The following is a 21,408-nucleotide window of genomic DNA, read 5'->3' as shown; positions in this document are numbered from 1 at the left end:
GTAGCGCCCAAAGGGGCCGCCGTATTCGGGGCCGCCTTCGGGCTTCACGCAGTCAGCGTCGCTTGGCCATCTCATTGATGAAGCGATCGAACAGCGGCGCCACGTCGTTCGGGCCCGGGCTCGCTTCAGGGTGGCCCTGGAAGCTGAACGCGCTCTTGTCGGTACGCTCGATACCTTGCAGCGTGCCGTCGAACAGCGACTTGTGAATCGCGCGCACGTTGGCCGGCAGAGTGGCTTCGTCCACCGCGAAACCGTGGTTCTGGCTGGTGATCATCACCACGCCGGTGTCCAGGTCCTGCACGGGGTGGTTGGCACCGTGGTGGCCGTGGCCCATCTTCAAGGTCTTGGCACCCGAAGCCAGAGCCAGCAGCTGGTGACCGAGGCAGATACCGAATACCGGGATCTCGGTTTCCAGCACATCCTTGATCGCCTGGATCGCATAGTCGCAAGGCTCCGGGTCACCCGGGCCGTTGGACAGGAACACGCCATCAGGCTTGAGGGCCAGGACGTCGGCGGCCGGGGTTTGGGCCGGCACCACGGTGACGCGGCAACCACGCTCGACCAGCATGCGCAGGATGTTCAGCTTGACGCCGTAGTCGTAGGCCACCACGTGGTAAGGCAGCTCGCAAGCCTCGATCGTCGCGTGACTGTCGGTCTTCAGGTCCCAGACCGTGGAGCGCCATTCGTACTGCTTCTTGGTGCTGACGACTTTCGCCAGGTCCATGCCCTTGAGGCCAGGGAAGCCCTGGGCAGCGGCGATGGCGGCTTCTTCGGAAATGTTGTCGCCGGCCATGATGCAGCCGTTTTGCGCGCCTTTTTCCCGAAGGATGCGGGTCAGGCGACGAGTGTCGATACCGGCGATCGCCACGACGTTGTTGGCTTTCAGGTAATCGGACAGGGACATCGTGTTACGCCAGTTGCTCGCTACCAGCGGCAAGTCACGGATGACCAGGCCGGCGGACCAGACACGATCAGACTCGGCGTCTTCCGGCGTGGTGCCGGTGTTGCCGATGTGCGGGTAAGTCAGGGTAACGATTTGTTGGGCGTAGGAAGGATCGGTAAGAATTTCCTGATAGCCGGTCATTGCGGTGTTAAACACCACCTCACCAACGGTCTGACCGTCGGCTCCAATGGCTTCGCCGCGAAAAATGCTGCCATCAGCAAGGGCGAGTATGGCTGGCTTAGTCAAGAAGACCTCCCGTAAATAAAGCCTGAAAGGGCGATCGCAGGTTGTAAAAAAGCGGAGTGACGTATGGACACGTCACCCCGCTTGTTCACTGAATTATTCTGCGCGCTTTTAGTGGACACACTAAAGCTGTAGCTTACAGAAAAAGGCTTTTTTGGTCCACCGCTAATGAGCCTTAAAGGCAGGGGAATGCGACAGGACGTCGCGAAGCGGTGTAAAACGGGGCTCAGTATAACCTGAACCCCGCACTTAAGGGCATCAACGCAGGTCGAGAACGTCCTGCATATCGTACAAACCGGGCTCGCGGCCATCCAGCCACAGCGCGGCACGTACCGCTCCCTTGGCGAAAGTCATCCGACTCGATGCCTTGTGGGTGATCTCCAGGCGCTCGCCTTCAGTGGCGAACAGCACGGTGTGGTCGCCCACCACATCTCCGCCGCGCACAGTGGCGAAACCGATGGTGCTGCGCTCACGCGCACCGGTGTGCCCCTGGCGCCCATACACGGCCACTTCCTGCAGGTCGCGACCCAGTGCATCGGCAATCACTTCGCCCATGCGCAAGGCCGTTCCCGAAGGTGCGTCGATCTTGTGCCGGTGATGCGCCTCGATGATTTCGATATCCGCATCGTCACCCAAGACCCGGGCCGCCATGTCCAGCAGCTTCAGCGACAGGTTCACGCCCACGCTGAAGTTCGCGGCGAACACGATCGGAATATCTTTGCCCGCATCGGCCAGCAATTGCTTCTGCGCAGCATCCAGCCCCGTCGTACCGATCACCATGGCCTTGCCGTGCTTGCGGCAGATCGCGAGGTTTTTCAGCATCACTTCCGGCAGGGTGAAATCGATCAGCACATCGAACTCGTCGAGCACTTTCTCCAGGCCGCCGGACATCGGCACGCCGATACGCCCCAGCGAGGCCAACTCGCCCGCATCGGCGCCTACCAGCGTGCTGTCGGGCCGAACGATGGCCGCCGTCAGGCCGGAAAGCGGCGAGCGCTGCTGCACCGCCTCGACCAGCGCCTTGCCCATGCGCCCCGCAGCGCCCATCACAGCTATACGTCGCATGCGAACTCCTTACAGGTCGCCGAAGAAGCGCTTCACGCCTTCGAACCAACCGGTGGTTTTCGGGGAGTGACTGTTGTCATCCGCCAACGAGTTGCGGAATTCTTCCAACAGCTCACGCTGACGCCGACCCAGGTTGACCGGAGTCTCCACCGCCACACGGCACATCAGGTCGCCCGCCCCACCGCCACGCACTGGCGCGACGCCTTTGCCACGGATCCGGAACTGCTTGCCGGTCTGCGTGCCCTCGGGGATTTTCAGCTTGACGCGACCGTCGAGGGTCGGGATCTCAAGCTCCCCACCCAAGGCCGCATCGACGAAGCTGATCGGCACTTCGCAGAACAGGTGCTTGCCGTCGCGCTGGAAAATCGCATGCTCGCGCACATTGATGACCACATACAGGTCGCCCGTCGGGCCGCCCTGGGCACCCGCCTCGCCTTCGCCAGACAGGCGAATGCGGTCACCTGTGTCGACACCGGCCGGCACTTTGACCGACAGCGTCTTGTACTCTTCGACACGCCCTTCGCCGTGGCAGGAGTCGCACGGGTCGGAAATGATCTTGCCTTGGCCATGGCAACGCGGGCAGGTCTGCTGCACCGAGAAGAAGCCCTGCTGCATGCGGACCTGGCCGATGCCGCCGCAGGTTGGGCAGGTAACGGGCGAGGAACCCTTCTTGGCACCCGAGCCATCGCACGGCTTGCAATTGACCAGTGTCGGAACACGGATATTGACGGTGGTACCGCGCACCGCCTCTTCCAGGTTCAATTCCAGCGTGTAGCGCAGGTCACTGCCACGCTGGGCGCCACCACGGGCACCGCCGCGACCACCGCCGAAGAAATCGCTGAACACATCACCGAAAATATCGGAGAAGTTCTGGCCGCCAAAACCGGCACCGCCGCCACCCATGCTCGGGTCGACACCAGCATGCCCGTACTGGTCGTACGCCGCGCGCTTGCTCGAATCGGACAGTACTTCGTAAGCCTCGTTGGCTTCCTTGAACATCTCTTCCGACGCTTTATCGTCGGGATTACGGTCCGGGTGGTGCTTCATCGCCAGGCGACGATAGGCCTTTTTCAGGTCTGCCTCGCTGGCCCCCCGCTCGACACCCAATACTTCGTAAAAGTCACGCTTTGCCATTGGTCTTTGCACTCTCATGGATGTCCGGCAAACCTCTCCTGAACCTTGCCAAACTCGTTGAGCCCCAATACAGGCCCGGACCCAACTCACGTCAATTCAACGATCCTGGTCATATTTCTTTCAGCCGGGGACCCGGCCAAAACGCGGTGCATGTCGCTCGGAAAGCAGGAGCATTCCCGAACACACCGTCAGCACCCGAACACTGTCGCATGCTGTAAAAATTCATTAGCTCCAGACACGCCAACGCGGGAGCAAGCTCCCGCGCGGCGACATCCTACCAGCCACCGCACAAATGCAGTCAACCGGCCGACCAACAAGCGATTACTTGTGGTCTTTCACTTCTTCGAACTCGGCGTCAACGACGTCGTCGGCTTTCTCGGCCGATTCGCCCTGCGCAGCCGCGCCTTCTGCAGGCTGAGCCTGTTCGGCGTACATCTTCTGGGCCACTGGCGCGGAGACCTTGGACAGCTCTTCGATCTTCGCTTCGATGGCAGCCTTGTCGTCGCCTTTGACGGCAGCTTCCAGGGCAACCACGGCCGCTTCGATGGCGGTTTTCTCTTCAGCGGTCACTTTTTCGCCAGCATCAGCGATCATTTTGCGAGTCGAGTGCACCAAGGCATCGCCCTGGTTGCGAGCGCTGGCCAGCTCTTCGAACTTGCGGTCTTCCTCAGCGTTGACTTCAGCATCGCGAACCATCTGCTGAATTTCTTCCTCGGACAGACCGGAGTTGGCCTTGATCACGATCGACTGAGTCTTGCCGGTAGCCTTGTCTTTCGCTCCGACGTGCAGGATGCCGTTGGCGTCGATGTCGAAGGTCACTTCGATTTGTGGCACGCCACGTGGTGCTGGTGGAATCTCGGCCAGGTCGAACTTGCCCAGGGACTTGTTCTGTGCGGCTTGCTTACGCTCACCTTGCAGCACGTGAATGGTTACTGCGCCCTGGTTGTCGTCGGCAGTCGAGAACACTTGGGATTTCTTGGTAGGAATCGTGGTGTTTTTCTCGATCAGCGCGGTCATTACGCCGCCCATGGTTTCGATACCCAGGGTCAGCGGGCTGACGTCGAGCAGCAGGACGTCTTTCACGTCACCAGCCAATACCGCGCCCTGGATAGCAGCACCCATGGCAACAGCTTCGTCAGGGTTGACGTCTTTACGTGCTTCTTTACCGAAGAAATCGGTCACCAGCTTCTGAACCAGCGGCATACGGGTCTGACCGCCAACCAGGATCACGTCGTTGATCGAACCAACGTCGATACCGGCATCTTTCATGGCAATGCGGCAAGGTTCGATGGTGCGCTGAACCAGGTCTTCCACCAGCGCTTCGAGCTTGGCGCGGGAGATTTTTACGTTCAGGTGCTTAGGACCGGTGGCGTCTGCAGTGATGTACGGCAGGTTCACGTCGGTCGACTGGCTCGAGGACAGTTCGATCTTGGCTTTTTCAGCGGCTTCTTTCAGGCGCTGCATGGCCAGCGGGTCACCCTTGAGGTTCATGCCGCTTTCTTTCTTGAACTCGTCGACGAGGTAGTCGATCAGGCGGATGTCGAAGTCTTCACCACCGAGGAACGTGTCACCGTTGGTTGCCAATACTTCGAACTGGTGCTCGCCGTCGACTTCAGCGATCTCGATCACGGAAACGTCGAAGGTACCGCCACCCAGGTCGTAAACGATCACGGTGTGATCGCCCTTGGCCTTGTCCATACCGTAGGCCAGAGCGGCCGCAGTCGGTTCGTTGATGATACGTTTTACGTCCAGGCCCGCGATGCGGCCGGCGTCTTTGGTCGCCTGGCGCTGGCTGTCGTTGAAATAGGCAGGAACAGTAATGACCGCTTCAGTCACCGCTTCGCCGAGGTAATCTTCGGCGGTTTTCTTCATTTTCTTGAGGATTTCAGCCGAGATCTGTGGCGGTGCCATTTTCTGGCCGTTCACTTCAACCCAGGCGTCGCCGTTGTCAGCCTTGGCGATTTTGTAAGGCACCATCTTGATGTCTTTCTGGACGACTTCTTCGTCGAACTTGCGACCGATCAGACGCTTCACCGCGTACAGGGTGTTATGCGGATTGGTCACTGCCTGACGCTTGGCCGACTGGCCAACCAGAATCTCGCCATCATTGGCGTAAGCGATGATCGACGGCGTGGTACGCGCGCCTTCAGCGTTTTCGATGACTTTGGCCTTGCCGTTTTCCAGCACGGAGACGCACGAGTTGGTGGTCCCCAGGTCGATACCGATAATCTTGCCCATGTTAACTCTCCCGGAACTTGGATTTGGTTGCCGCAGCAGTGGTGGCTAACTGCGGTAGCACTTAAACGCTTGACATATAGATGGGGCCGCTACGACCGATTTCAAGCCTGCTCATCAATAGAAGGCGAAACCGGCGCTGGCGTCTTGCTGACCACGACCATGGCCGGGCGCAGCAGGCGACCGTTGAGCAAATAGCCCTTCTGGAAAACCTTCAGCACGCTGTTTGGCTCGACGTCGGCACTTTCCTGCATCGCCATGGCCTGGTGGTGCTCGGCGTTGAAGGGTTCGCCATGCGGATCAAGGGTTTCGAGCTGATAACGCTTGAGGGTGTCCTGGAACATTTTCAGGGTCAGCTCGATGCCTTCACGCATCGGACGAATGTTTTCGTCATCCGGGTTGGACAGCTCCAGGCCACGCTCCAGGCTGTCGATGATCGGCAGCAGGTCGCCGGCGAAACGCTCCAGGGCGAATTTATGAGCCTTCTCTACATCTTGCTCGGCGCGACGGCGGACATTCTGCAGGTCGGCTGCTACACGCAACGCCTGATCCTGCGCACCGGCCAGTTGCTCCTCGAGCACTTGTACACGTGCCGCCAGGTCTTCACCGGAGTCCTGGGAAGCCTGATTGGCGTCTAGATTTTGCGTGTCCTGCGTCTGTTCGTCAGCCATAGATTTCTCCTCTCAACTTCGTCCGCGAGCTCAACTCGCGCTTCTGCCCCGGTATATGGGGTCGGGTTTTGCAGCTTCAAGGGCCATCTGACGAATTAACCTTACAAAAAACAGCTGCATAACCATTCCCCGCCGCGCTAAGAAAATCATCTATCCAAGCAAATCGAGCTAAGCGAGGGCATTGTCAGGTCAAAACAAAACACTGTATAAATAACCAGACCTAAAGCCTGGGAGCGGCCTTATGCTGGTGCACCTGTCCGTACACAACTATGCCATCGTCGAACACCTCGACCTCGAACTTGATCGAGGCATGAGTGTGATCACCGGTGAAACCGGCGCAGGCAAGTCGATCATGCTCGATGCCCTGGGCCTGACGCTGGGCGACCGCGCCGACAGTGGCGTGGTGCGCCCCGGAGCGGACAAGGCCGACATCCTGGCGACGTTCGACCTGGTCGACATCCCCGAGGCCAGCGCCTGGCTGGCCGAACGCGACCTGGACACCGACGGTTTGTGCATCCTGCGCCGGGTCATCACCGCTGAAGGCCGCTCCCGAGGCTACATCAATGGCACGCCCTGCCCCTTGGGCGACCTCAAGGCCCTCGGCGAGCTGCTGATCGACATTCACAGCCAGCATGAACACCAATCCCTGCTCAAGACCGACACCCATCGCCGCTTGCTGGATGAATACGCCGGCGCCACCGACCTGGCCCGACAGGTCCAACTGGCGGCCCAGCGCTGGCGCCAGACCCGCCAGGAACTGGATCGACTCTCCAACTCCGGCGACGAACAGCGTGCCCGTCACCAGTTGTTGAGCTACCAGCTCGAGGAGCTGGAGAACCTGGCCCTGGGTGAAAATGAACTGGAAGAACTGGAGCAGGAACACAAGAACCTGACCAACGCCGAAACCCTGCTGGGCATTTGCCGGCAAGTGGTCGAACAGTGCAGCGAGAGCGATTCGGGCAATGTGCTCAATGCACTGACAGCGAGCTTGAACCGACTCTCCAGCGTGAACAATTCGGTGGGCGCCCTGAACGAAGCGACGAACCTGCTGACGAGTGCGCAGATCCAGGTCGAAGAGGCCGTCGGGGAGCTGAATCGGTTCCTCGATCATTTCGATGCCGACCCGGCCCGCCTGCAGTACCTGGAAGAGCGCCTGGACACCATCTATACACTGGCGCGCAAACACCGCATCCAGCCGACCGACGTTGCCGAACTCCAGCAGCGGCTGTTGGAAGAACTGGAAACCCTGAACGCCAACGATGAATCCATCGAGCGCCTGGCGGACGAACTGGCGTCTTATGCCCGTCATTACCAGGAAAAGGCCAAGGAGCTCAGTGAACTGCGGCAGCACGCCGCAACAGGGCTGGCCAGCGCCGTGGAGCAGGAAATCCAGCGCCTGGGCATGCCGGGCGGGCGCTTCACCATCGAATTGCGCCCCAACGCTGGCGACGAGCTCCAGCCCAACGGGCTGGAGCAAGTGGAACTACTGGTCAGCGCCAACCCGGGGCAACCGCTCAAGGCCCTGGCCAAAGTCGCGTCCGGCGGCGAGCTGTCACGGATCAGCCTGGCCATCCAGGTCATCACCGCGCAGACCTCTCGCGTGCCGACGCTGGTATTCGACGAAGTAGACGTGGGCATCGGTGGCCCAACCGCAGAAATTGTCGGCCAGTTGCTGCGCCGACTAGGGGAACGCGGCCAGGTGCTGACGGTAACTCACCTACCCCAGGTCGCCGCCCAGGGACACCAGCATCTATTTGTGCACAAGGTACGCGGCGAGGATGCCACTCGCACCGCCGTGTCCAAGCTCAACAAAAACGAGCGCGTAGAGGAAGTGGCGCGAATGCTCGGGGGCATCGACCTCACCAAGGAATCCCTGGCCCACGCGAAAAAAATGGTCGTTACCGCGAAAATCTGAGAACGGCAGAAAGCACGAAGGCGACCCTGGGGTCGCCTTCGTTCGTTTCGCGAACCGTAATAGTCCACGCGACATGCTTACTTTTTCTTGCGTACGTACAGCACAAGATTGTGATCGACCATCTCGAAGCCATACTTGTCGACGATTGCTTTCTGCAGCCGCTCGATTTCTTCGTCGAAGAATTCGATCACTTCACTGGTTTCGACGTTGACCATATGGTCGTGATGCTTGCCGTCGTCCAGCTCGAAGACCGCATGGCCTCCGTCGAAGTTGTGCCGCACCACCAAGCCAGCTGCCTCGAACTGGGTCAGAACACGGTAAACCGTGGCCAGACCGACGTCCTCACCAGCCTCCATAAGCGCCTTATAGACATCTTCAGCACTCATGTGGCGTTGCTCGGCGGAATCGAGCATTTGTAGAATCTTGACCCGTGGCAGGGTCACTTTGAGGCCGGCTTTGCGTAGTTCGCTATTTTCAACCATGGTCAGCTTTCTCGCGATGCTGCTTCGCAGCTTCTCTTAATGCGGGTATGATCGGCGTTTACGTTGTCCCAGCCAAGATAGTGGAAGTCGCCCACCGATGCAAAACACCAAGCTCTTGCTAACCAGTTTCACCTTTGTGGGACTGCTCGCACTCGCCGGTTGTTCATTCCCCGGGGTTTACAAAATCGACATCCAGCAGGGCAATGTCGTCACGCAGGACATGATAGACCAGTTGCGCCCGGGAATGACCCGCCGGCAAGTACGGTTTATCATGGGTAATCCCCTGCTGACCGACACGTTCCATGCCGATCGCTGGGATTACCTGTACAGCTTGCAGCCAGGCGGCGGTGAGCGCCAGCAGGAACGCATCAGCGTTATCTTTAGCCCCAACGACCAACTTGTCAGCCTGTCAGGCGATTTCATGCCTGGCGTGAGCCGTGACGAAGCCATCTTGGGCAAGGACAGCGACAACACCGTGACCGACCCGGCCCAGAAGGCCGAACAGCCGAAACCGGAAAAACCGGCCAAGCCAGGTTCGTTGCTGGACCAGATCCAGAAGGATGTGGACAAAGTCGAGACCGTACCAGTCCCGACGCCAGAGCCCCTGGACACCTCGCCGCAATAAATTGCGGCATAAAAAAACCCGGCATGCCGGGTTTTTTATTGCCTGCCATTCAAGCCAGGTTATTGCTCCGATTGGCGTGCCTGGGCTGCCTTGGCCGCGCGCAAGCGCCGAATTTCCTTCGGATCGGCCAACAACGGGCGATAAATCTCCAGTCGATCGGCCGCCTGCACCACCTGGTGCTCTGGATCGGCAACCAGCTTGCCAAAAATCCCCACTGGGCAAGTCGCCAGATCCAGCTCCGCAAACGCATCGGCAATACCCGATGCCGCCAGTGCGGCGCGAACACTCGCACCCTCCTGCACCGCGCAGGTGCGCAAGACCTGACGCTCCGCCGAGGCATACACCACTTCTATCTCAATCAACGCTTGAGCTCTGCATTCTGCTTGGCCCGCTGGCAGAACGCATCGACCAGGGTATTGGCGGCCTGATTGAACAGCGGCCCCAGCGTCGCCCGCACCAGAGGGCCGGCGTAGTCGAACGACAGATCCAGGCTGATCTTGCAGGCCTTTTCACCCAGCGGCTTGAACACCCAGACACCGTGGAGCTGGTTGAAAGGCCCTTCTTCCAGATTCATCTCGATGGACTGCCCCGGCACCAGCGTATTACGCGTGACGAAGCGCTGGCTCAAGCCACTCTTGGCAATGTTGAGGCTGGCGCGCATATGGGTTTCAGAGCTCTCCAGCACCTCGGCCGACGAGCACCACGGCAAGAACTCCGGATAGCTCGCCACATCGTTGACCAGGTCATACAGCGCCTGCGCCGGGTAGGGCAGCAAGGCCGAGCGTTGAATATGTGTCGTCATGTAAGCGTCACTTCCACAGCTGGGCGGCAAACACTACAAGAATGCCAATGGGCGCCACGTAGCGCATCAAGAACAGGCTCAAACCAAACAATACAGGGCTACGCAGCGACAATTCATCACGCACCGCTTCACGCCCCATGATCCATCCTGCAAACACTACGAAACACAAACCACCCAATGGCAGCATGATCCGCGAGGTGAAGAAATCAATCACGCCGAAGAAATCCAGCCCTCCGGTTGCGCCCCACTGGTAGAGATGGAACAGCCCGTCTTCGTTCACGAAAAACTTCGCCTGCTTCCATATATTGAAGGAGAACACCGTACCCAGGCCGACAAACCAGCAGGTGAAGGCCAACCAGAAGGTTACCCAGGCGCGGCTGAGTCGGGTCCGCTCAACCAGGTAAGCCACCATGGGCTCCAACAGGGAGATGGCCGAACTCCAGGCGGCGATGGCCACCAGGAGGAAAAACACCACGCCCATCACTTGGCCGAACGCCATGCTGCCGAAGGCAAAAGGCAGGCTGACAAACATCAGCCCCGGCCCCTCACTGGGGTTCAGGCCGGCAGCGAACACAATCGGAAACAATGCCACACCCGCCAGCAGCGACACGAAGGTGTCCAGCAGTGCGACACCGACAACGGTCCGGGTCAGGGAGGCATTCTTGGGCATGTAGGCGCCGTAGATCATGATCGAACCGACCCCGACGCTCAGGGAGAAAAACGCATGCCCCATGGCCGGCAGCAGGCCGTCCAGGACTTTCTCCGGCTGGAAGTCGAACATGAAATGCACGCCTTCCATGAAATGCCCGGTGGTCATGCTGTAGCCCAGCAGCACCAGGATCATCACGAACAGCAACGGCATCATGATCCGCAGGCTGCGCTCAAGCCCGGCCACCACGCCCCGGGCAATCACCACCGCCGAGAGCACCATGAAAATCGTGTGCCAGAGGGTCAGCCTCCAGGGATCGGCAATCACATTGCCGAAGTAGGCGCCCACCTGGTCAGGTGTCACACCCTGAAAATCCCCACGCCCCATGTCGATGATGTAGTCCAGCGACCAACCGCCGACCACGCTATAGAAAGACAGGATCAACAGCGCCGTGATCATCCCGGCGAAGGCGCCCCACGACCACTTGGGCGAGTGCCCCGCCGCCACTGCCAGCACCTTCAAGGCATTGGCCGGGCTTTGCCGGGCCCGACGACCGATCAGGGTTTCGGCCAGCATTACCGGTGCGCCGATCAGCGCAATGCACGCCAGGAACATCAGTACGAAGGCTCCGCCACCGTAGATGCCGACCATGTAGGGGAATTTCCAGATACTGCCCAACCCCACCGCAGAACCGGTTGCAGCGAATATAAAAACCCAGCGGCTAGCCCAACTGCCGTGGACAGAAACCTTGTCTGTCGACATCGTGATCACGCCCAAGCTTTAAAAAAAGAGGCCGCATTGTCCGGGATTCACTCAACGTGCTCAAGCACGCTGCTTCACCGTAGCCGACACGCACGCAACTGCCTATAATGCCGCCCCTATGGCTAAACAGAAGAAACACCCCACAGGGACCATCGCGCAAAATAAAAAGGCGCGACACGATTACTTCATCGAACAACGTTTCGAGGCTGGCATGGTCCTGGCCGGCTGGGAAGTAAAGAGCCTGCGTGCCGGCAAGGCGCAACTGGTCGACAGCTACGTGCTGCTCAAGGACGGCGAGGCCTGGCTGCTGGGCAGCCATTTCACGCCGCTGACCACCGCCAGCACCCACGTGATCGCCGACCCGACGCGCTCGCGCAAGCTGCTGCTCAACAAGCGCGAGCTGGAAAAGCTCTTCGCCTCTGTGCAACAGAAGGGCTACACCTGCGTCTGCACGTCGTTGTACTGGAGCAAGCACTTGATCAAGTGCGAAATTGCCCTGGGCAAAGGCAAGAAGGAATACGACAAGCGCGATACCGAGCGTGAACGCGATGCGGGCCGCGAGCTGCAGCGCGCGGTGCGCAACAAGGGCAAGGAAGACTGATTCTTTCGTCCTTGAGACCGCTATCGCGAGCAAGCTCGCTCCCACACCAGATCCCGGCAACACACAGACCCTGTGTTCACTGAAGATCCATGTGGGAACGAGCTTGCTCGCGATGGCGTCGACACATCCGGCAGTGACGTGTCAGACAGACCGCTATCGCAAGCAGGCTCGCTCCCACACCAGATCCCGGCAACACACAGACCCCGTGTTCACTGAAGATCCATGTGGGAGCGAGCTTGCTCGCGATGGCGTCGACACATCCGGCAGTGATGTGTCAGACAGACCGCTTTCGCAAGCAGGCTCGCTCCCACACCAGATCCCGGCAACACACAGACCCTGTGTTCACTGAAGATCCAATGTGGAAGCGAGCTTGCTCGCGATGGCGTCGACACATCCGGCAGTGATGTGTCAGACAGACCGCTTTCGCAAGCAGGCTCGCCCCCACACCAGATCCCGGCAACACACAGACCCCGTGTTCACTGAAGATCCAATGTGGGAGCGAGCTCGCTCGCGATGGCGTCGACACATCCGGCAGTGATGTGTCAGACAGACCGCTTTCGCGAGCAAGCTCGCTCCCACAAGGTTCGTGCGCTACATCCCTTTACGCCGCTCCGCCCGCGCCACGCGCTGCACTTCCTGACGCACCTCCTCCAGAACCTCCTGCACATACAAGATATGCCGGCTGGACACTTCCCGCGCCTGTTCGGCGTGTCCGTCCATTATGGCCTGGTACAACTCCCGGTGCTGGCTGATCAGCATGTCGCGGGTTTCACTGCGCTGCTTGTACATGCCGCCGATGTTGGTCACCACGTTGCGCTTGAGCAGGTCGAACAAGCCGCGAATCGTGTGCAGCAACACCGCGTTATGACTGGCCTCGGCAATCGCCAGGTGAAACCGGGCATCCGCCGCGCCCTCCTCCGCCCGGCTCACCTCGTCGTGGCGCGAGTAACAGTCCTGCAGTTCGTCGAATGCCGCCGTCAGCCGCTCGCGGTCCACATCCGTGGCCCGCTGGGCCGCGTAATAAGCACAGGACGCTTCCAGGGTGTGACGGAACTCCAGCAAGTCACGCTGCGCTTCGGGATTGCTTTCCAGAAGCTGCAGCAGCGGATCACTGAACGTCGAGCCCAGCGACTCCACCACATAGTTGCCGCCGCCCTGGCGACTGACCAACAAGCCTTTGGCCGCCAGCTTCTGGATCGCCTCGCGCAACGAAGGGCGTGACACACCGAACTGCTCAGCCAGGGTCCGTTCGGCCGGCAGCCGCTCACCGGACTTGAGCGTGCCCTCAAGGATCATGCCTTCAAGCCGCTCGACAATATCGTCAGACAAACGGCGCTGACGAATCTGATCAAACCCCATAACTCAATTCTCCACGATCCCGACCGCTCGCCGGGCTCTCTATTCTGGCCCATCCGGGCCTTGTCCACACCCATCAAAGCCGTTTTGCACCACCGGATCAGATGCGCTCTGCACCGCTTATTCGACGAAAGTTTCAGGGCGGCAAATTGACACATGACAACCAAGGCTTTTACCCTAGCCAACAGCGATTGTAAATTGGTATTACCAATTAACCAAACCCGCTGGCAGTGCCTGACCAACAACAATTAGGGGCCCACCCATCATGCAAACCTGGCAACAGCTCTACAGCCCGCTCGGCAGCCTCGGCTTGTCCGCGCTCGCGGCCGTCATTCCCATCGTATTTTTCTTCCTGGCCCTGGCGGTGTTTCGCCTCAAGGGGCATGTGGCCGGCAGCATCACCTTGGCCCTGGCGATTGCCGTGGCGATTTTCGCGTTCAATATGCCCGCCGACATGGCCTTCGCAGCCGCCGGCTATGGCTTTGCCTACGGCCTGTGGCCCATCGCCTGGATCATCGTCGCCGCCGTATTCCTCTACAAACTGACGGTCAAGAGCGGCCAGTTCGAGGTGATCCGCAGCTCGGTGCTGTCGATTACCGATGACCAACGCCTGCAAGTGCTGCTGATCGGCTTTTGCTTCGGCGCATTCCTGGAAGGTGCCGCCGGTTTCGGTGCTCCGGTGGCGATCACTGCCGCCCTGCTGGTCGGCCTGGGTTTCAACCCCCTGTACGCCGCGGGCCTGTGCCTGATCGCCAACACCGCCCCGGTCGCGTTCGGCGCGTTGGGCATTCCGATCATCGTGGCCGGTCAGGTCACCGGGATCGACGCCTTCAAGATCGGCGCCATGACCGGTCGCCAACTGCCCTTGCTGTCGTTGTTCGTGCCGTTCTGGCTGGTGTTCATGATGGACGGCCTGCGCGGCGTGCGGGAAACCTGGCCTGCTGCACTGGTGGCAGGCCTGAGCTTCGCCGTCACCCAGTACTTCACCTCCAACTTCATTGGCCCGGAACTGCCGGACATCACCTCCGCCCTGGCCAGCCTGATTTCCCTGACGCTGTTCCTGAAAGTCTGGCAGCCCAAGCGCACCGCTGGCGCCCAGATTGCCGGCGCCACCTCCAGCACCACGGTCACCGCCAGCGCCGGCGGTTTCGGCCAACCGCGCAGCACCGTGGCTTCGCCCTACAGCCTGGGAGAAATCATCAAGGCCTGGTCGCCGTTCCTGATCCTGACCGTATTGGTGACGATCTGGACCCTCAAGCCGTTCAAGGCGATGTTCGCCGCAGGTGGCTCGATGTACGGCTGGGTGTTCAACTTCGCCATCCCGCACCTGGACCAGATGGTGATCAAGGTCGCGCCCATCGTGATCAACCCCACTGCCATTCCGGCCGTGTTCAAGCTTGATCCGATTTCCGCCACCGGCACGGCGATTTTCTTCTCCGCATTGATCTCGATGCTGGTGCTGAAGATCAATGTAAAAACTGGTCTTACCACTTTTAAAGAGACACTTTTCGAGCTGCGCTGGCCGATCCTGTCCATCGGCATGGTGCTGGCATTCGCCTTCGTCACCAACTACTCGGGCATGTCGTCGACCATGGCCCTGGTGTTGGCCGGCACGGGCGCGGCGTTCCCGTTCTTCTCGCCGTTCCTGGGTTGGCTGGGTGTGTTCCTGACCGGTTCCGATACGTCGTCCAACGCGCTGTTCAGCTCGCTGCAAGCCACCACCGCGCACCAGCTCGGCGTCAACGACACCTTGCTTGTCGCGGCCAATACCAGCGGCGGCGTGACCGGCAAGATGATTTCGCCACAATCGATCGCGGTGGCCTGCGCGGCGACCGGGCTGGTGGGCAAGGAATCGGATCTGTTCCGTTTCACCCTCAAACACAGCCTATTCTTTGCAACGATTGTCGGCCTGATCACGTTGGCCCAGGCCTACTGGTTTACCGGCATGCTGGTTCATTAAGTCCTACACGCAGCACTGAAAAAACCGACGCCGAACCGTGATTCGGCGTCTGCTATTCACCACCGGGTCTGCAAGGCTGCTGAAAGATTTCCTGTCTATATTCAGCAGCCTCAGCGGACGGATAACCGGGACCACCCGGAGACACGCCTGATGAGCGAGCTTTTTTACAACGCCGTGCCGAACGCGACCCGTGTCGCCCCGCCATTGCCTGAGCCTCGGCAGTACCCCAGCGAGAAACCGCAAAGGGTCTACCTGTTCGGCACTTGCGTGGTGGACCTGTTCTATCCCGAAGCCGGGATGGATGCGATTCATCTGCTGGAGCGCGAAGGAATCCGGGTGGACTACCCGCAAGGGCAAAGCTGCTGCGGCCAACCGGCCTACACCTCGGGCTACACCGAGCAGGCGCGGACGGTGGCACGGGCGCAGTTGGCCCTGTTTGCCGAAGATTATCCGGTGGTCGTGCCCTCGGGCTCCTGCGCCGGCATGCTGCGCGAGCATTACGCCGATCTGTTCAAGGATGAGCCCGACACGCTCAAACAGGTCCAGGCCCTGGCGGCCCGGACCTATGAACTGGCTGAATTCCTGCTGTTCGTCTGCAAGGTGCAGTTGAACGACAGCGGCGAACCAGTGAAAGTCGCGCTGCATACGTCCTGCTCGGCACGGCGTGAAATGAACACCCACCTGCACGGCCGCGCGTTGTTGGCGCAGTTGCGCAATGTGGAACGAGTTGAACACAGCCACGAAAGTGAATGCTGTGGCTTTGGTGGGACGTTCAGCGTTCGCATGCCGGATATTTCCGGCGCGATGGTGGCCGACAAGACCCGAGCGCTGAAGGAGTCCGGCGCGCACAAGGTCATCAGTGCCGATTGTGGCTGCCTGATGAACATCAACGGCGCACTGGAAAAACAGCAGGAGGCGTTACGCGGCCAGCACCTGGCGAGCTTCCTCTGGCAGCGTAGCGGAGGTGTCGCATGAGCACGCCGACGCTGATTCCGACCGTTGAGGTGCAGGAAGATTTTCGCGCCCGAGCCCACAAGGCCCTGGACGACACGCAACTGCGAAACAACTTTCGCAGCGCGATGGATTCACTGATGACCAAGCGGGCAACGTCCTTCAGCGATGCCCACGAAAGAGAACACCTGCGCGTGCTGGGCAATGCCGTCCGCGCCCGTGCGTTATCGAAGCTGCCCGACCTGCTCGAGCAACTTGAAAGCAACCTGACCCGCAACGGTGTGAACGTGCACTGGGCGGAAACGGTGGACGAAGCCAACGGCATCGTCCTCTCGATCATCCGCGCTCACGAGGCGCGGCAAGTGATCAAGGGCAAATCGATGGTCAGCGAAGAGATGGAGATGAACCATTTCCTCGAGGCTCGGGACATTGAATGTCTTGAGTCCGACATGGGGGAATACATCGTCCAGCTCGACCACGAGAAGCCTTCACACATCATTATGCCGGCGATCCACAAGAATGCCGGTCAGGTCGCGTCCTTGTTCCACGACAAACTCGGCGTGGAGTACACCAAGGACGTTGACCAACTCATTCAGATCGGTCGCAAGGTATTGCGGCAGAAATTCTTCGAGGCCGACATCGGCGTCTCCGGCGTCAACTTCGCCGTCGCTGAAACCGGCACGCTGCTGCTGGTGGAAAACGAAGGCAACGGGCGGATGTCCACCACCGTGCCGCCGGTGCACATTGCCGTGACCGGCATCGAAAAAGTCGTCGAGAACCTGCGCGACGTCGTGCCGCTGCTGTCGCTGCTGACCCGCTCGGCCCTCGGCCAGCCCATCACCACCTACGTCAACATGATCTCCGGCCCGCGCAAGGCTGACGAATTGGACGGCCCCCAGGAAGTCCACCTGGTCCTGCTCGACAACGGTCGCAGCCAGGCGTTTGCCGACAGCGAACTGCGCCAGACACTGAACTGCATTCGCTGCGGCGCCTGTATGAATCATTGCCCGGTCTATACCCGAATCGGCGGTCATGCCTACGGCGAGGTTTACCCTGGGCCTATCGGAAAAATCATCACGCCACACATGGTCGGCCTGGCCAAGGTGCCGGACCACCCGAGCGCCTCTTCGCTATGCGGTGCCTGCGGTGAAGTGTGTCCGGTGAAGATTCCGATCCCGGCTTTGCTGCGGCGGCTGCGGGAAGAAAACGTCAAGGCGCCGGACAGCCCCCATCAGGTGATGCGCGGCCAGGGCAGCAAATATTCGCCCAAGGAACGCTTCATCTGGAATGCCTGGGCTCGGCTCAACAGTTCGCCACGGTTGTATCGGCTGTTCGGGTTCCTCGCCACGCGCCTGCGCGCCCTGACGCCCAACAACATCGGCCCATGGACCCAGAACCACAGCGCCCCCAAACCCGCCGCCCGCTCATTGCATGACCTGGCTCGCGAACACCTGAACCAGCAGGGAGACCGCCGATGAGCGCCAAGGACAATATCCTCGCCAAGCTGCGTAAAAGCCTGACCGGCGCCACGCCCGTTGCCGACAACTTCGACGTCGAGCTAGTGACGCAGACCTACCGCTATGCGCCCGAGGAACGCATCCCGCAACTGCGCAAATTGATGGAAGCGGTGCACACCGAAATCCACCTGACGTCCGATGAAGGCTGGCCGGCCCTGCTCGCGCAATTGCTGCGCGACCGTCAATTGCCGAGCTTGCTCATCGCCCCGACCACCGCGCACGGGCAAAAAATCACACAGTTCTGGGCGAACCATCCGGACCTGCCAACCCTCAAGGCCTACGACCGCCCAGTAGAAGAGTGGAAAGCCGAGTTGTTCAACGACACCCCCGCCAGCCTCACCGGGACCCTCGGCGCCATCGCCGCCACCGGCAGCCTGATTCTCTGGCCAACCCGTGAAGAACCACGGCTGATGAGCCTGGTGCCACCGGTGCATTTCGCCCTGCTCAAGGCCAGCGAGATCCGTGACAACTTCTATGAAGTGCAGCAGGAATTCGAGTGGGCCCAAGGCATGCCCACCAACGCCCTGCTGGTATCGGGCCCGTCGAAAACCGCCGACATCGAGCAAATCCTGGCCTATGGCGCCCATGGCCCGAAGGATCTGGTGGTTTTGATTCTGGAGGACCAATGACCCTTCCGGCCTCTTTCCTACACGACGTTCAACAACTGATCCCGCAGAAACGCCGTTTCGACGATCCGCTGTCGACCTTGGCCTTCGGCACCGACGCCAGTTTCTATCGGCTGATTCCGAAACTGGTGGTACGCGTCGAATCCGAAGATGAAGTGATTGCCCTGCTGAAACTGGCCCAGCGCGACCAGGTTCCAGTCACGTTCCGCGCCGCCGGCACCAGCCTGTCCGGGCAAGCCATCAGCGACTCGGTGCTGATTGTGCTGGGGGATAACTGGAACGGGCGCGAGATTCGTGAACAGGGCATGCAGATCCGTTTGCAGCCCGGCGTGATCGGCGCCCAGGCCAACGCCTGGCTGGCGCCGTTCGGGCGCAAGATCGGCCCAGATCCGGCGTCGATCAACGCTTGCAAAATCGGCGGCATCGTCGCCAACAACGCCAGCGGCATGTGCTGCGGCACGGCGCAGAACACCTATCACACCCTGGCCGGCATCCGCCTGGTGCTGGCCGACGGCACGCGCCTGGACACTGAAGACGACAGCAGCGTGGCGGCTTTTCGTACGAGCCATGGCGAACTGCTGGGACGCCTGGCGACTCTGGGCCGCGAGACCCGCGCCAACACTGAACTGGCTGCGCGAATCCGGCATAAATACCGTCTGAAAAATACCACTGGCCTGTCACTCAATGCCCTGGTGGATTTTGACGAGCCTGTGGATATCTTGAGCCACCTGCTGGTCGGCTCCGAAGGCACCCTCGGTTTCATCAGCGCGGTGACCTACAACACCGTTATCGACCACCCGAACAAAGCCTCGGCCCTGATCGTCTTCCCCGATGTGGAGACCTGCTGCAACGCCGTCACCGTGCTGAAAAGCCAACCAGTCTCGGCCGTGGAGCTGCTTGACCGCCGCAGCCTGCGCTCGGTGCAGGACAAACCGGGCATGCCGGATTTCGTACAGCATCTGTCGATCAATGCCTGCGCCTTGCTCATCGAATCCCGCGCCGCTTCCTCGTCTTTACTGCAAGAACAACTGGCCCGGATCATGGCCTCGCTGGCCGGCTTCCCAGTGGAAAAACAGGTCGACTTTACCGAAGACCCACGGGAAAACGCCCGGCTCTGGGCGATCCGCAAAGACACCTTCCCGGCCGTGGGTGCGGTACGCAAAACCGGGACCACGGTGATCATCGAAGACGTGACCTTTCCGGTGGAACAACTGGCCATTGGCGTGAACCGCCTGATCGAGCTGTTCGACAAACATCACTACGACGAAGCGATCCTTTTCGGACACGCGCTGGAAGGCAATCTGCACTTCGTCTTCACCCAAGGCTTCAACAACCCTGAAGAAGTCGCACGCTACCAGGCGTTCATGGATGACGTGGCGCAGTTGGTGGCAGTGGAATTCGGCGGCTCGCTGAAAGCCGAACACGGCACCGGGCGCAACATGGCGCCGTTCGTCGAGCTGGAATGGGGCAGTGACGCCTATCAGTTGATGTGGCAGCTCAAACGCCTGCTCGATCCCAACGGCATCCTCAACCCGGACGTGGTGCTCAGCGAAGACCCGCAAATCCACCTCAAGCACCTTAAACCGCTGCCGGCCGCCGATGAGATTGTGGATAAGTGCATCGAGTGCGGTTTTTGCGAGCCGGTGTGCCCGTCCAAGGACCTGACCTTGAGCCCGCGCCAGCGCATCGTGATCTGGCGGGATATCCAAGCCAAAAAACGCGCCGGCACGGACACCACCGAACTGGAACGTGCCTACCAATACCAGGGCATCGATACCTGCGCCGCCACGGGCCTGTGTGCACAACGTTGCCCGGTAGGCATCAATACCGGCGAGCTGGTGAAAAAACTGCGCAGCCGTGACGCAACGAAGACGAAAACCGCCAACTGGATTGAAGGAAATTTCGCCACCACATTGCAAGGCGCACGCTTCGCCCTGCACGTCGCCAACGGTGCGCGCATGCTGCTGGGCGCGCCCCGCCTGGCGAAACTGTCGACCTCATTGACGCGCCTGTCCAAGGGCCAGGTCCCACAGTGGACCAACGCCATGCCCCAACCGGAAAAGGCGATCCGTTTCAGCCCCGCCGTGTCGGACGAACGTCCGAGAGTCGTGTACCTGGCGGCGTGCGTGTCGCGGGTCATGGGCCCGGCGGCACCGGACAAGGAGCAGATGTCGCTGTACGACAAGACCCGCGGCCTGCTGGAAAAGGCCGGTTATCAGGTGGTCTTTCCAGACAACGTGGACAGCCTCTGCTGCGGCCAACCCTTTGCGTCCAAAGGCTACACGGAACAGGCCGAGCACAAGCGCCAGGAACTGATCGGCGCCTTGCTGCACGCCAGTCGCGGCGGGCTCGACCCTATCTACTGTGACACCAGCCCCTGCACATTGCGGCTGGTCCAGGACCTTGGCGACGTGCGCCTGGATCTGTATGACCCAGTGCGCTTCATCCGCACCCATCTGATGGATCGTCTCGATTTCACTCCCCAGGAGGCGCCCATCGCGGTGCATGTCACGTGCAGCACGCAGCACCTTGGCGAAGGCCAGGCGTTGATCGAACTGGCGCGCCAGTGCAGTAAAAACGTGGTCATCCCGGAAGGCATCCATTGTTGCGGTTTCGCCGGCGACAAGGGCTTCTCCACACCAGAGCTGAACGCCCACTCGCTGCGCTCACTGAAGGACGCGGTACAGCATTGCAGCGAAGGGATTTCCACCAGCCGCACCTGTGAGATCGGTCTTACACAACACGGCGCAATTGACTACCACGGGCTGGTCTACCTGGTTGATCGAGTGACCCAGGCCAGGGCGACCTGAAGAAAAATAGAACCCTGGCGCACCGGCACAGTCCACTGATCAAGTCCCGCAAACGCGGGAC

General features: G+C 60.4%; 18 protein-coding genes. 8 read left to right on the top strand and 10 right to left on the bottom strand.

Annotation, left to right across the window (positions count from 1 at the left end; genetic code table 11):
• Window positions 1–52: 52 nt before the first annotated feature.
• The 5 genes from carA to grpE all read right to left on the bottom strand — a co-directional run bounded on the left by carA (window position 53) and on the right by grpE (window position 6,291).
• On the bottom strand, window positions 53–1,189 hold the full coding sequence (gene carA, locus QMK47_RS05075) for a glutamine-hydrolyzing carbamoyl-phosphate synthase small subunit (protein WP_018612875.1): 1,137 nt from the start codon (window positions 1,187–1,189) through the stop codon (window positions 53–55).
• 255 nt (window positions 1,190–1,444) lie between these two features.
• On the bottom strand, window positions 1,445–2,251 hold the full coding sequence (gene dapB / locus QMK47_RS05070; protein ID WP_003197696.1) for a 4-hydroxy-tetrahydrodipicolinate reductase: 807 nt from the start codon (window positions 2,249–2,251) through the stop codon (window positions 1,445–1,447).
• A 9-nt stretch (window positions 2,252–2,260) separates the two neighbouring features.
• Complete coding sequence (dnaJ, locus tag QMK47_RS05065) at window positions 2,261–3,385, bottom strand: molecular chaperone DnaJ (RefSeq protein ID WP_014336569.1); 1,125 nt, start codon at window positions 3,383–3,385, stop codon at window positions 2,261–2,263.
• 321 nt (window positions 3,386–3,706) lie between these two features.
• Entirely contained in the window at window positions 3,707–5,659 is a 1,953-nt protein-coding gene (dnaK, locus tag QMK47_RS05060) for a molecular chaperone DnaK (RefSeq protein WP_256211756.1), read from the bottom strand.
• 65 nt (window positions 5,660–5,724) lie between these two features.
• The gene (grpE, locus tag QMK47_RS05055; protein WP_013692249.1) at window positions 5,725–6,291 is read right to left on the bottom strand and encodes a nucleotide exchange factor GrpE; all 567 of its coding nucleotides are present in this window, start codon (window positions 6,289–6,291) and stop codon (window positions 5,725–5,727) included.
• A 241-nt stretch (window positions 6,292–6,532) separates the two neighbouring features.
• Between grpE and recN the strand changes: the two genes are divergently transcribed.
• Entirely contained in the window at window positions 6,533–8,206 is a 1,674-nt protein-coding gene (gene recN, locus QMK47_RS05050; protein ID WP_212797594.1) for a DNA repair protein RecN, read from the top strand.
• A gap of 77 nt (window positions 8,207–8,283) precedes the next feature.
• Here the strand turns inward: recN and fur are convergent, their stop codons facing one another.
• Window positions 8,284–8,688, bottom strand: coding sequence for a ferric iron uptake transcriptional regulator (gene fur, locus QMK47_RS05045; protein ID WP_003197684.1), 405 nt, complete (start codon window positions 8,686–8,688; stop codon window positions 8,284–8,286).
• 97 nt (window positions 8,689–8,785) lie between these two features.
• Here fur and QMK47_RS05040 point away from each other — a divergent pair, with 97 nt between their 5' ends.
• Window positions 8,786–9,313 (top strand): outer membrane protein assembly factor BamE, encoded by a 528-nt coding sequence (locus QMK47_RS05040; protein ID WP_214512212.1) that lies wholly within the window; start codon window positions 8,786–8,788, stop codon window positions 9,311–9,313.
• 59 nt (window positions 9,314–9,372) lie between these two features.
• On the opposite strand, the gene QMK47_RS05035 is transcribed toward QMK47_RS05040, so the two are convergent.
• From QMK47_RS05035 to QMK47_RS05025, 3 genes are read right to left on the bottom strand one after another with little or no spacing between them, the layout of a single operon-like run.
• Window positions 9,373–9,675, bottom strand: coding sequence for an RnfH family protein (locus tag QMK47_RS05035; protein WP_214512211.1), 303 nt, complete (start codon window positions 9,673–9,675; stop codon window positions 9,373–9,375).
• Complete coding sequence (locus QMK47_RS05030; protein ID WP_024617726.1) at window positions 9,672–10,115, bottom strand: type II toxin-antitoxin system RatA family toxin; 444 nt, start codon at window positions 10,113–10,115, stop codon at window positions 9,672–9,674. The genes QMK47_RS05035 and QMK47_RS05030 overlap by 4 nt, the downstream gene beginning before the upstream one ends.
• A gap of 7 nt (window positions 10,116–10,122) precedes the next feature.
• Entirely contained in the window at window positions 10,123–11,526 is a 1,404-nt protein-coding gene (locus tag QMK47_RS05025; RefSeq protein WP_253471548.1) for a sodium-dependent transporter, read from the bottom strand.
• 118 nt (window positions 11,527–11,644) lie between these two features.
• Between QMK47_RS05025 and smpB the strand changes: the two genes are divergently transcribed.
• Entirely contained in the window at window positions 11,645–12,127 is a 483-nt protein-coding gene (gene smpB, locus QMK47_RS05020; RefSeq protein WP_003197663.1) for an SsrA-binding protein SmpB, read from the top strand.
• 591 nt (window positions 12,128–12,718) lie between these two features.
• On the opposite strand, the gene QMK47_RS05015 is transcribed toward smpB, so the two are convergent.
• On the bottom strand, window positions 12,719–13,486 hold the full coding sequence (locus QMK47_RS05015) for an FCD domain-containing protein (protein ID WP_072411334.1): 768 nt from the start codon (window positions 13,484–13,486) through the stop codon (window positions 12,719–12,721).
• A gap of 262 nt (window positions 13,487–13,748) precedes the next feature.
• On the opposite strand from QMK47_RS05015, the gene QMK47_RS05010 reads away from it, so the two are divergent.
• From QMK47_RS05010 to QMK47_RS04990, 5 genes are all read left to right on the top strand, one after another.
• On the top strand, window positions 13,749–15,443 hold the full coding sequence (locus QMK47_RS05010; RefSeq protein ID WP_258690358.1) for a lactate permease LctP family transporter: 1,695 nt from the start codon (window positions 13,749–13,751) through the stop codon (window positions 15,441–15,443).
• Window positions 15,444–15,593: 150 nt separating this feature from the next.
• Complete coding sequence (locus QMK47_RS05005; RefSeq protein WP_063322994.1) at window positions 15,594–16,418, top strand: (Fe-S)-binding protein; 825 nt, start codon at window positions 15,594–15,596, stop codon at window positions 16,416–16,418.
• Window positions 16,415–17,872: a LutB/LldF family L-lactate oxidation iron-sulfur protein gene (locus QMK47_RS05000; protein WP_214512207.1), complete on the top strand. Its 1,458-nt coding sequence runs from the start codon at window positions 16,415–16,417 to the stop codon at window positions 17,870–17,872. The genes QMK47_RS05005 and QMK47_RS05000 overlap by 4 nt, the downstream gene beginning before the upstream one ends.
• The gene (locus tag QMK47_RS04995) at window positions 17,869–18,540 is read left to right on the top strand and encodes a LutC/YkgG family protein (protein ID WP_258690357.1); all 672 of its coding nucleotides are present in this window, start codon (window positions 17,869–17,871) and stop codon (window positions 18,538–18,540) included. Before QMK47_RS05000 ends, QMK47_RS04995 begins: the two co-directional genes overlap by 4 nt.
• The gene (locus QMK47_RS04990; RefSeq protein WP_320389896.1) at window positions 18,537–21,347 is read left to right on the top strand and encodes an FAD-binding and (Fe-S)-binding domain-containing protein; all 2,811 of its coding nucleotides are present in this window, start codon (window positions 18,537–18,539) and stop codon (window positions 21,345–21,347) included. Before QMK47_RS04995 ends, QMK47_RS04990 begins: the two co-directional genes overlap by 4 nt.
• Window positions 21,348–21,408 lie beyond the last annotated feature (61 nt).

This window comes from Pseudomonas sp. P9_35 (assembly GCF_034008205.1).
Lineage (GTDB): Bacteria > Pseudomonadota > Gammaproteobacteria > Pseudomonadales > Pseudomonadaceae > Aquipseudomonas > Aquipseudomonas kilonensis.
This window is presented reverse-complemented; position numbering and strand designations above follow the sequence as displayed.

Excerpts from the sequence above, each read along its gene's own strand:
- QMK47_RS05015 (WP_072411334.1), bottom strand. The coding sequence starts at position 13,486 with ATGGGGTTTGATCAGATTCGTCAGCGCCGTTTGTCTGACGATATTGTC.
- dapB (WP_003197696.1), bottom strand. The coding sequence starts at position 2,251 with ATGCGACGTATAGCTGTGATGGGCGCTGCGGGGCGCATGGGCAAGGCG.
- recN (WP_212797594.1), top strand. The coding sequence starts at position 6,533 with ATGCTGGTGCACCTGTCCGTACACAACTATGCCATCGTCGAACACCTC.
- QMK47_RS05025 (WP_253471548.1), bottom strand. The coding sequence starts at position 11,526 with ATGTCGACAGACAAGGTTTCTGTCCACGGCAGTTGGGCTAGCCGCTGG.
- QMK47_RS05000 (WP_214512207.1), top strand. The coding sequence starts at position 16,415 with ATGAGCACGCCGACGCTGATTCCGACCGTTGAGGTGCAGGAAGATTTT.
- QMK47_RS05040 (WP_214512212.1), top strand. The coding sequence starts at position 8,786 with ATGCAAAACACCAAGCTCTTGCTAACCAGTTTCACCTTTGTGGGACTG.
- grpE (WP_013692249.1), bottom strand. The coding sequence starts at position 6,291 with ATGGCTGACGAACAGACGCAGGACACGCAAAATCTAGACGCCAATCAG.
- dnaJ (WP_014336569.1), bottom strand. The coding sequence starts at position 3,385 with ATGGCAAAGCGTGACTTTTACGAAGTATTGGGTGTCGAGCGGGGGGCC.
- fur (WP_003197684.1), bottom strand. The coding sequence starts at position 8,688 with ATGGTTGAAAATAGCGAACTACGCAAAGCCGGCCTCAAAGTGACCCTG.
- QMK47_RS05030 (WP_024617726.1), bottom strand. The coding sequence starts at position 10,115 with ATGACGACACATATTCAACGCTCGGCCTTGCTGCCCTACCCGGCGCAG.
- QMK47_RS05005 (WP_063322994.1), top strand. The coding sequence starts at position 15,594 with ATGAGCGAGCTTTTTTACAACGCCGTGCCGAACGCGACCCGTGTCGCC.
- QMK47_RS04990 (WP_320389896.1), top strand. The coding sequence starts at position 18,537 with ATGACCCTTCCGGCCTCTTTCCTACACGACGTTCAACAACTGATCCCG.
- QMK47_RS05010 (WP_258690358.1), top strand. The coding sequence starts at position 13,749 with ATGCAAACCTGGCAACAGCTCTACAGCCCGCTCGGCAGCCTCGGCTTG.
- smpB (WP_003197663.1), top strand. The coding sequence starts at position 11,645 with ATGGCTAAACAGAAGAAACACCCCACAGGGACCATCGCGCAAAATAAA.
- QMK47_RS04995 (WP_258690357.1), top strand. The coding sequence starts at position 17,869 with ATGAGCGCCAAGGACAATATCCTCGCCAAGCTGCGTAAAAGCCTGACC.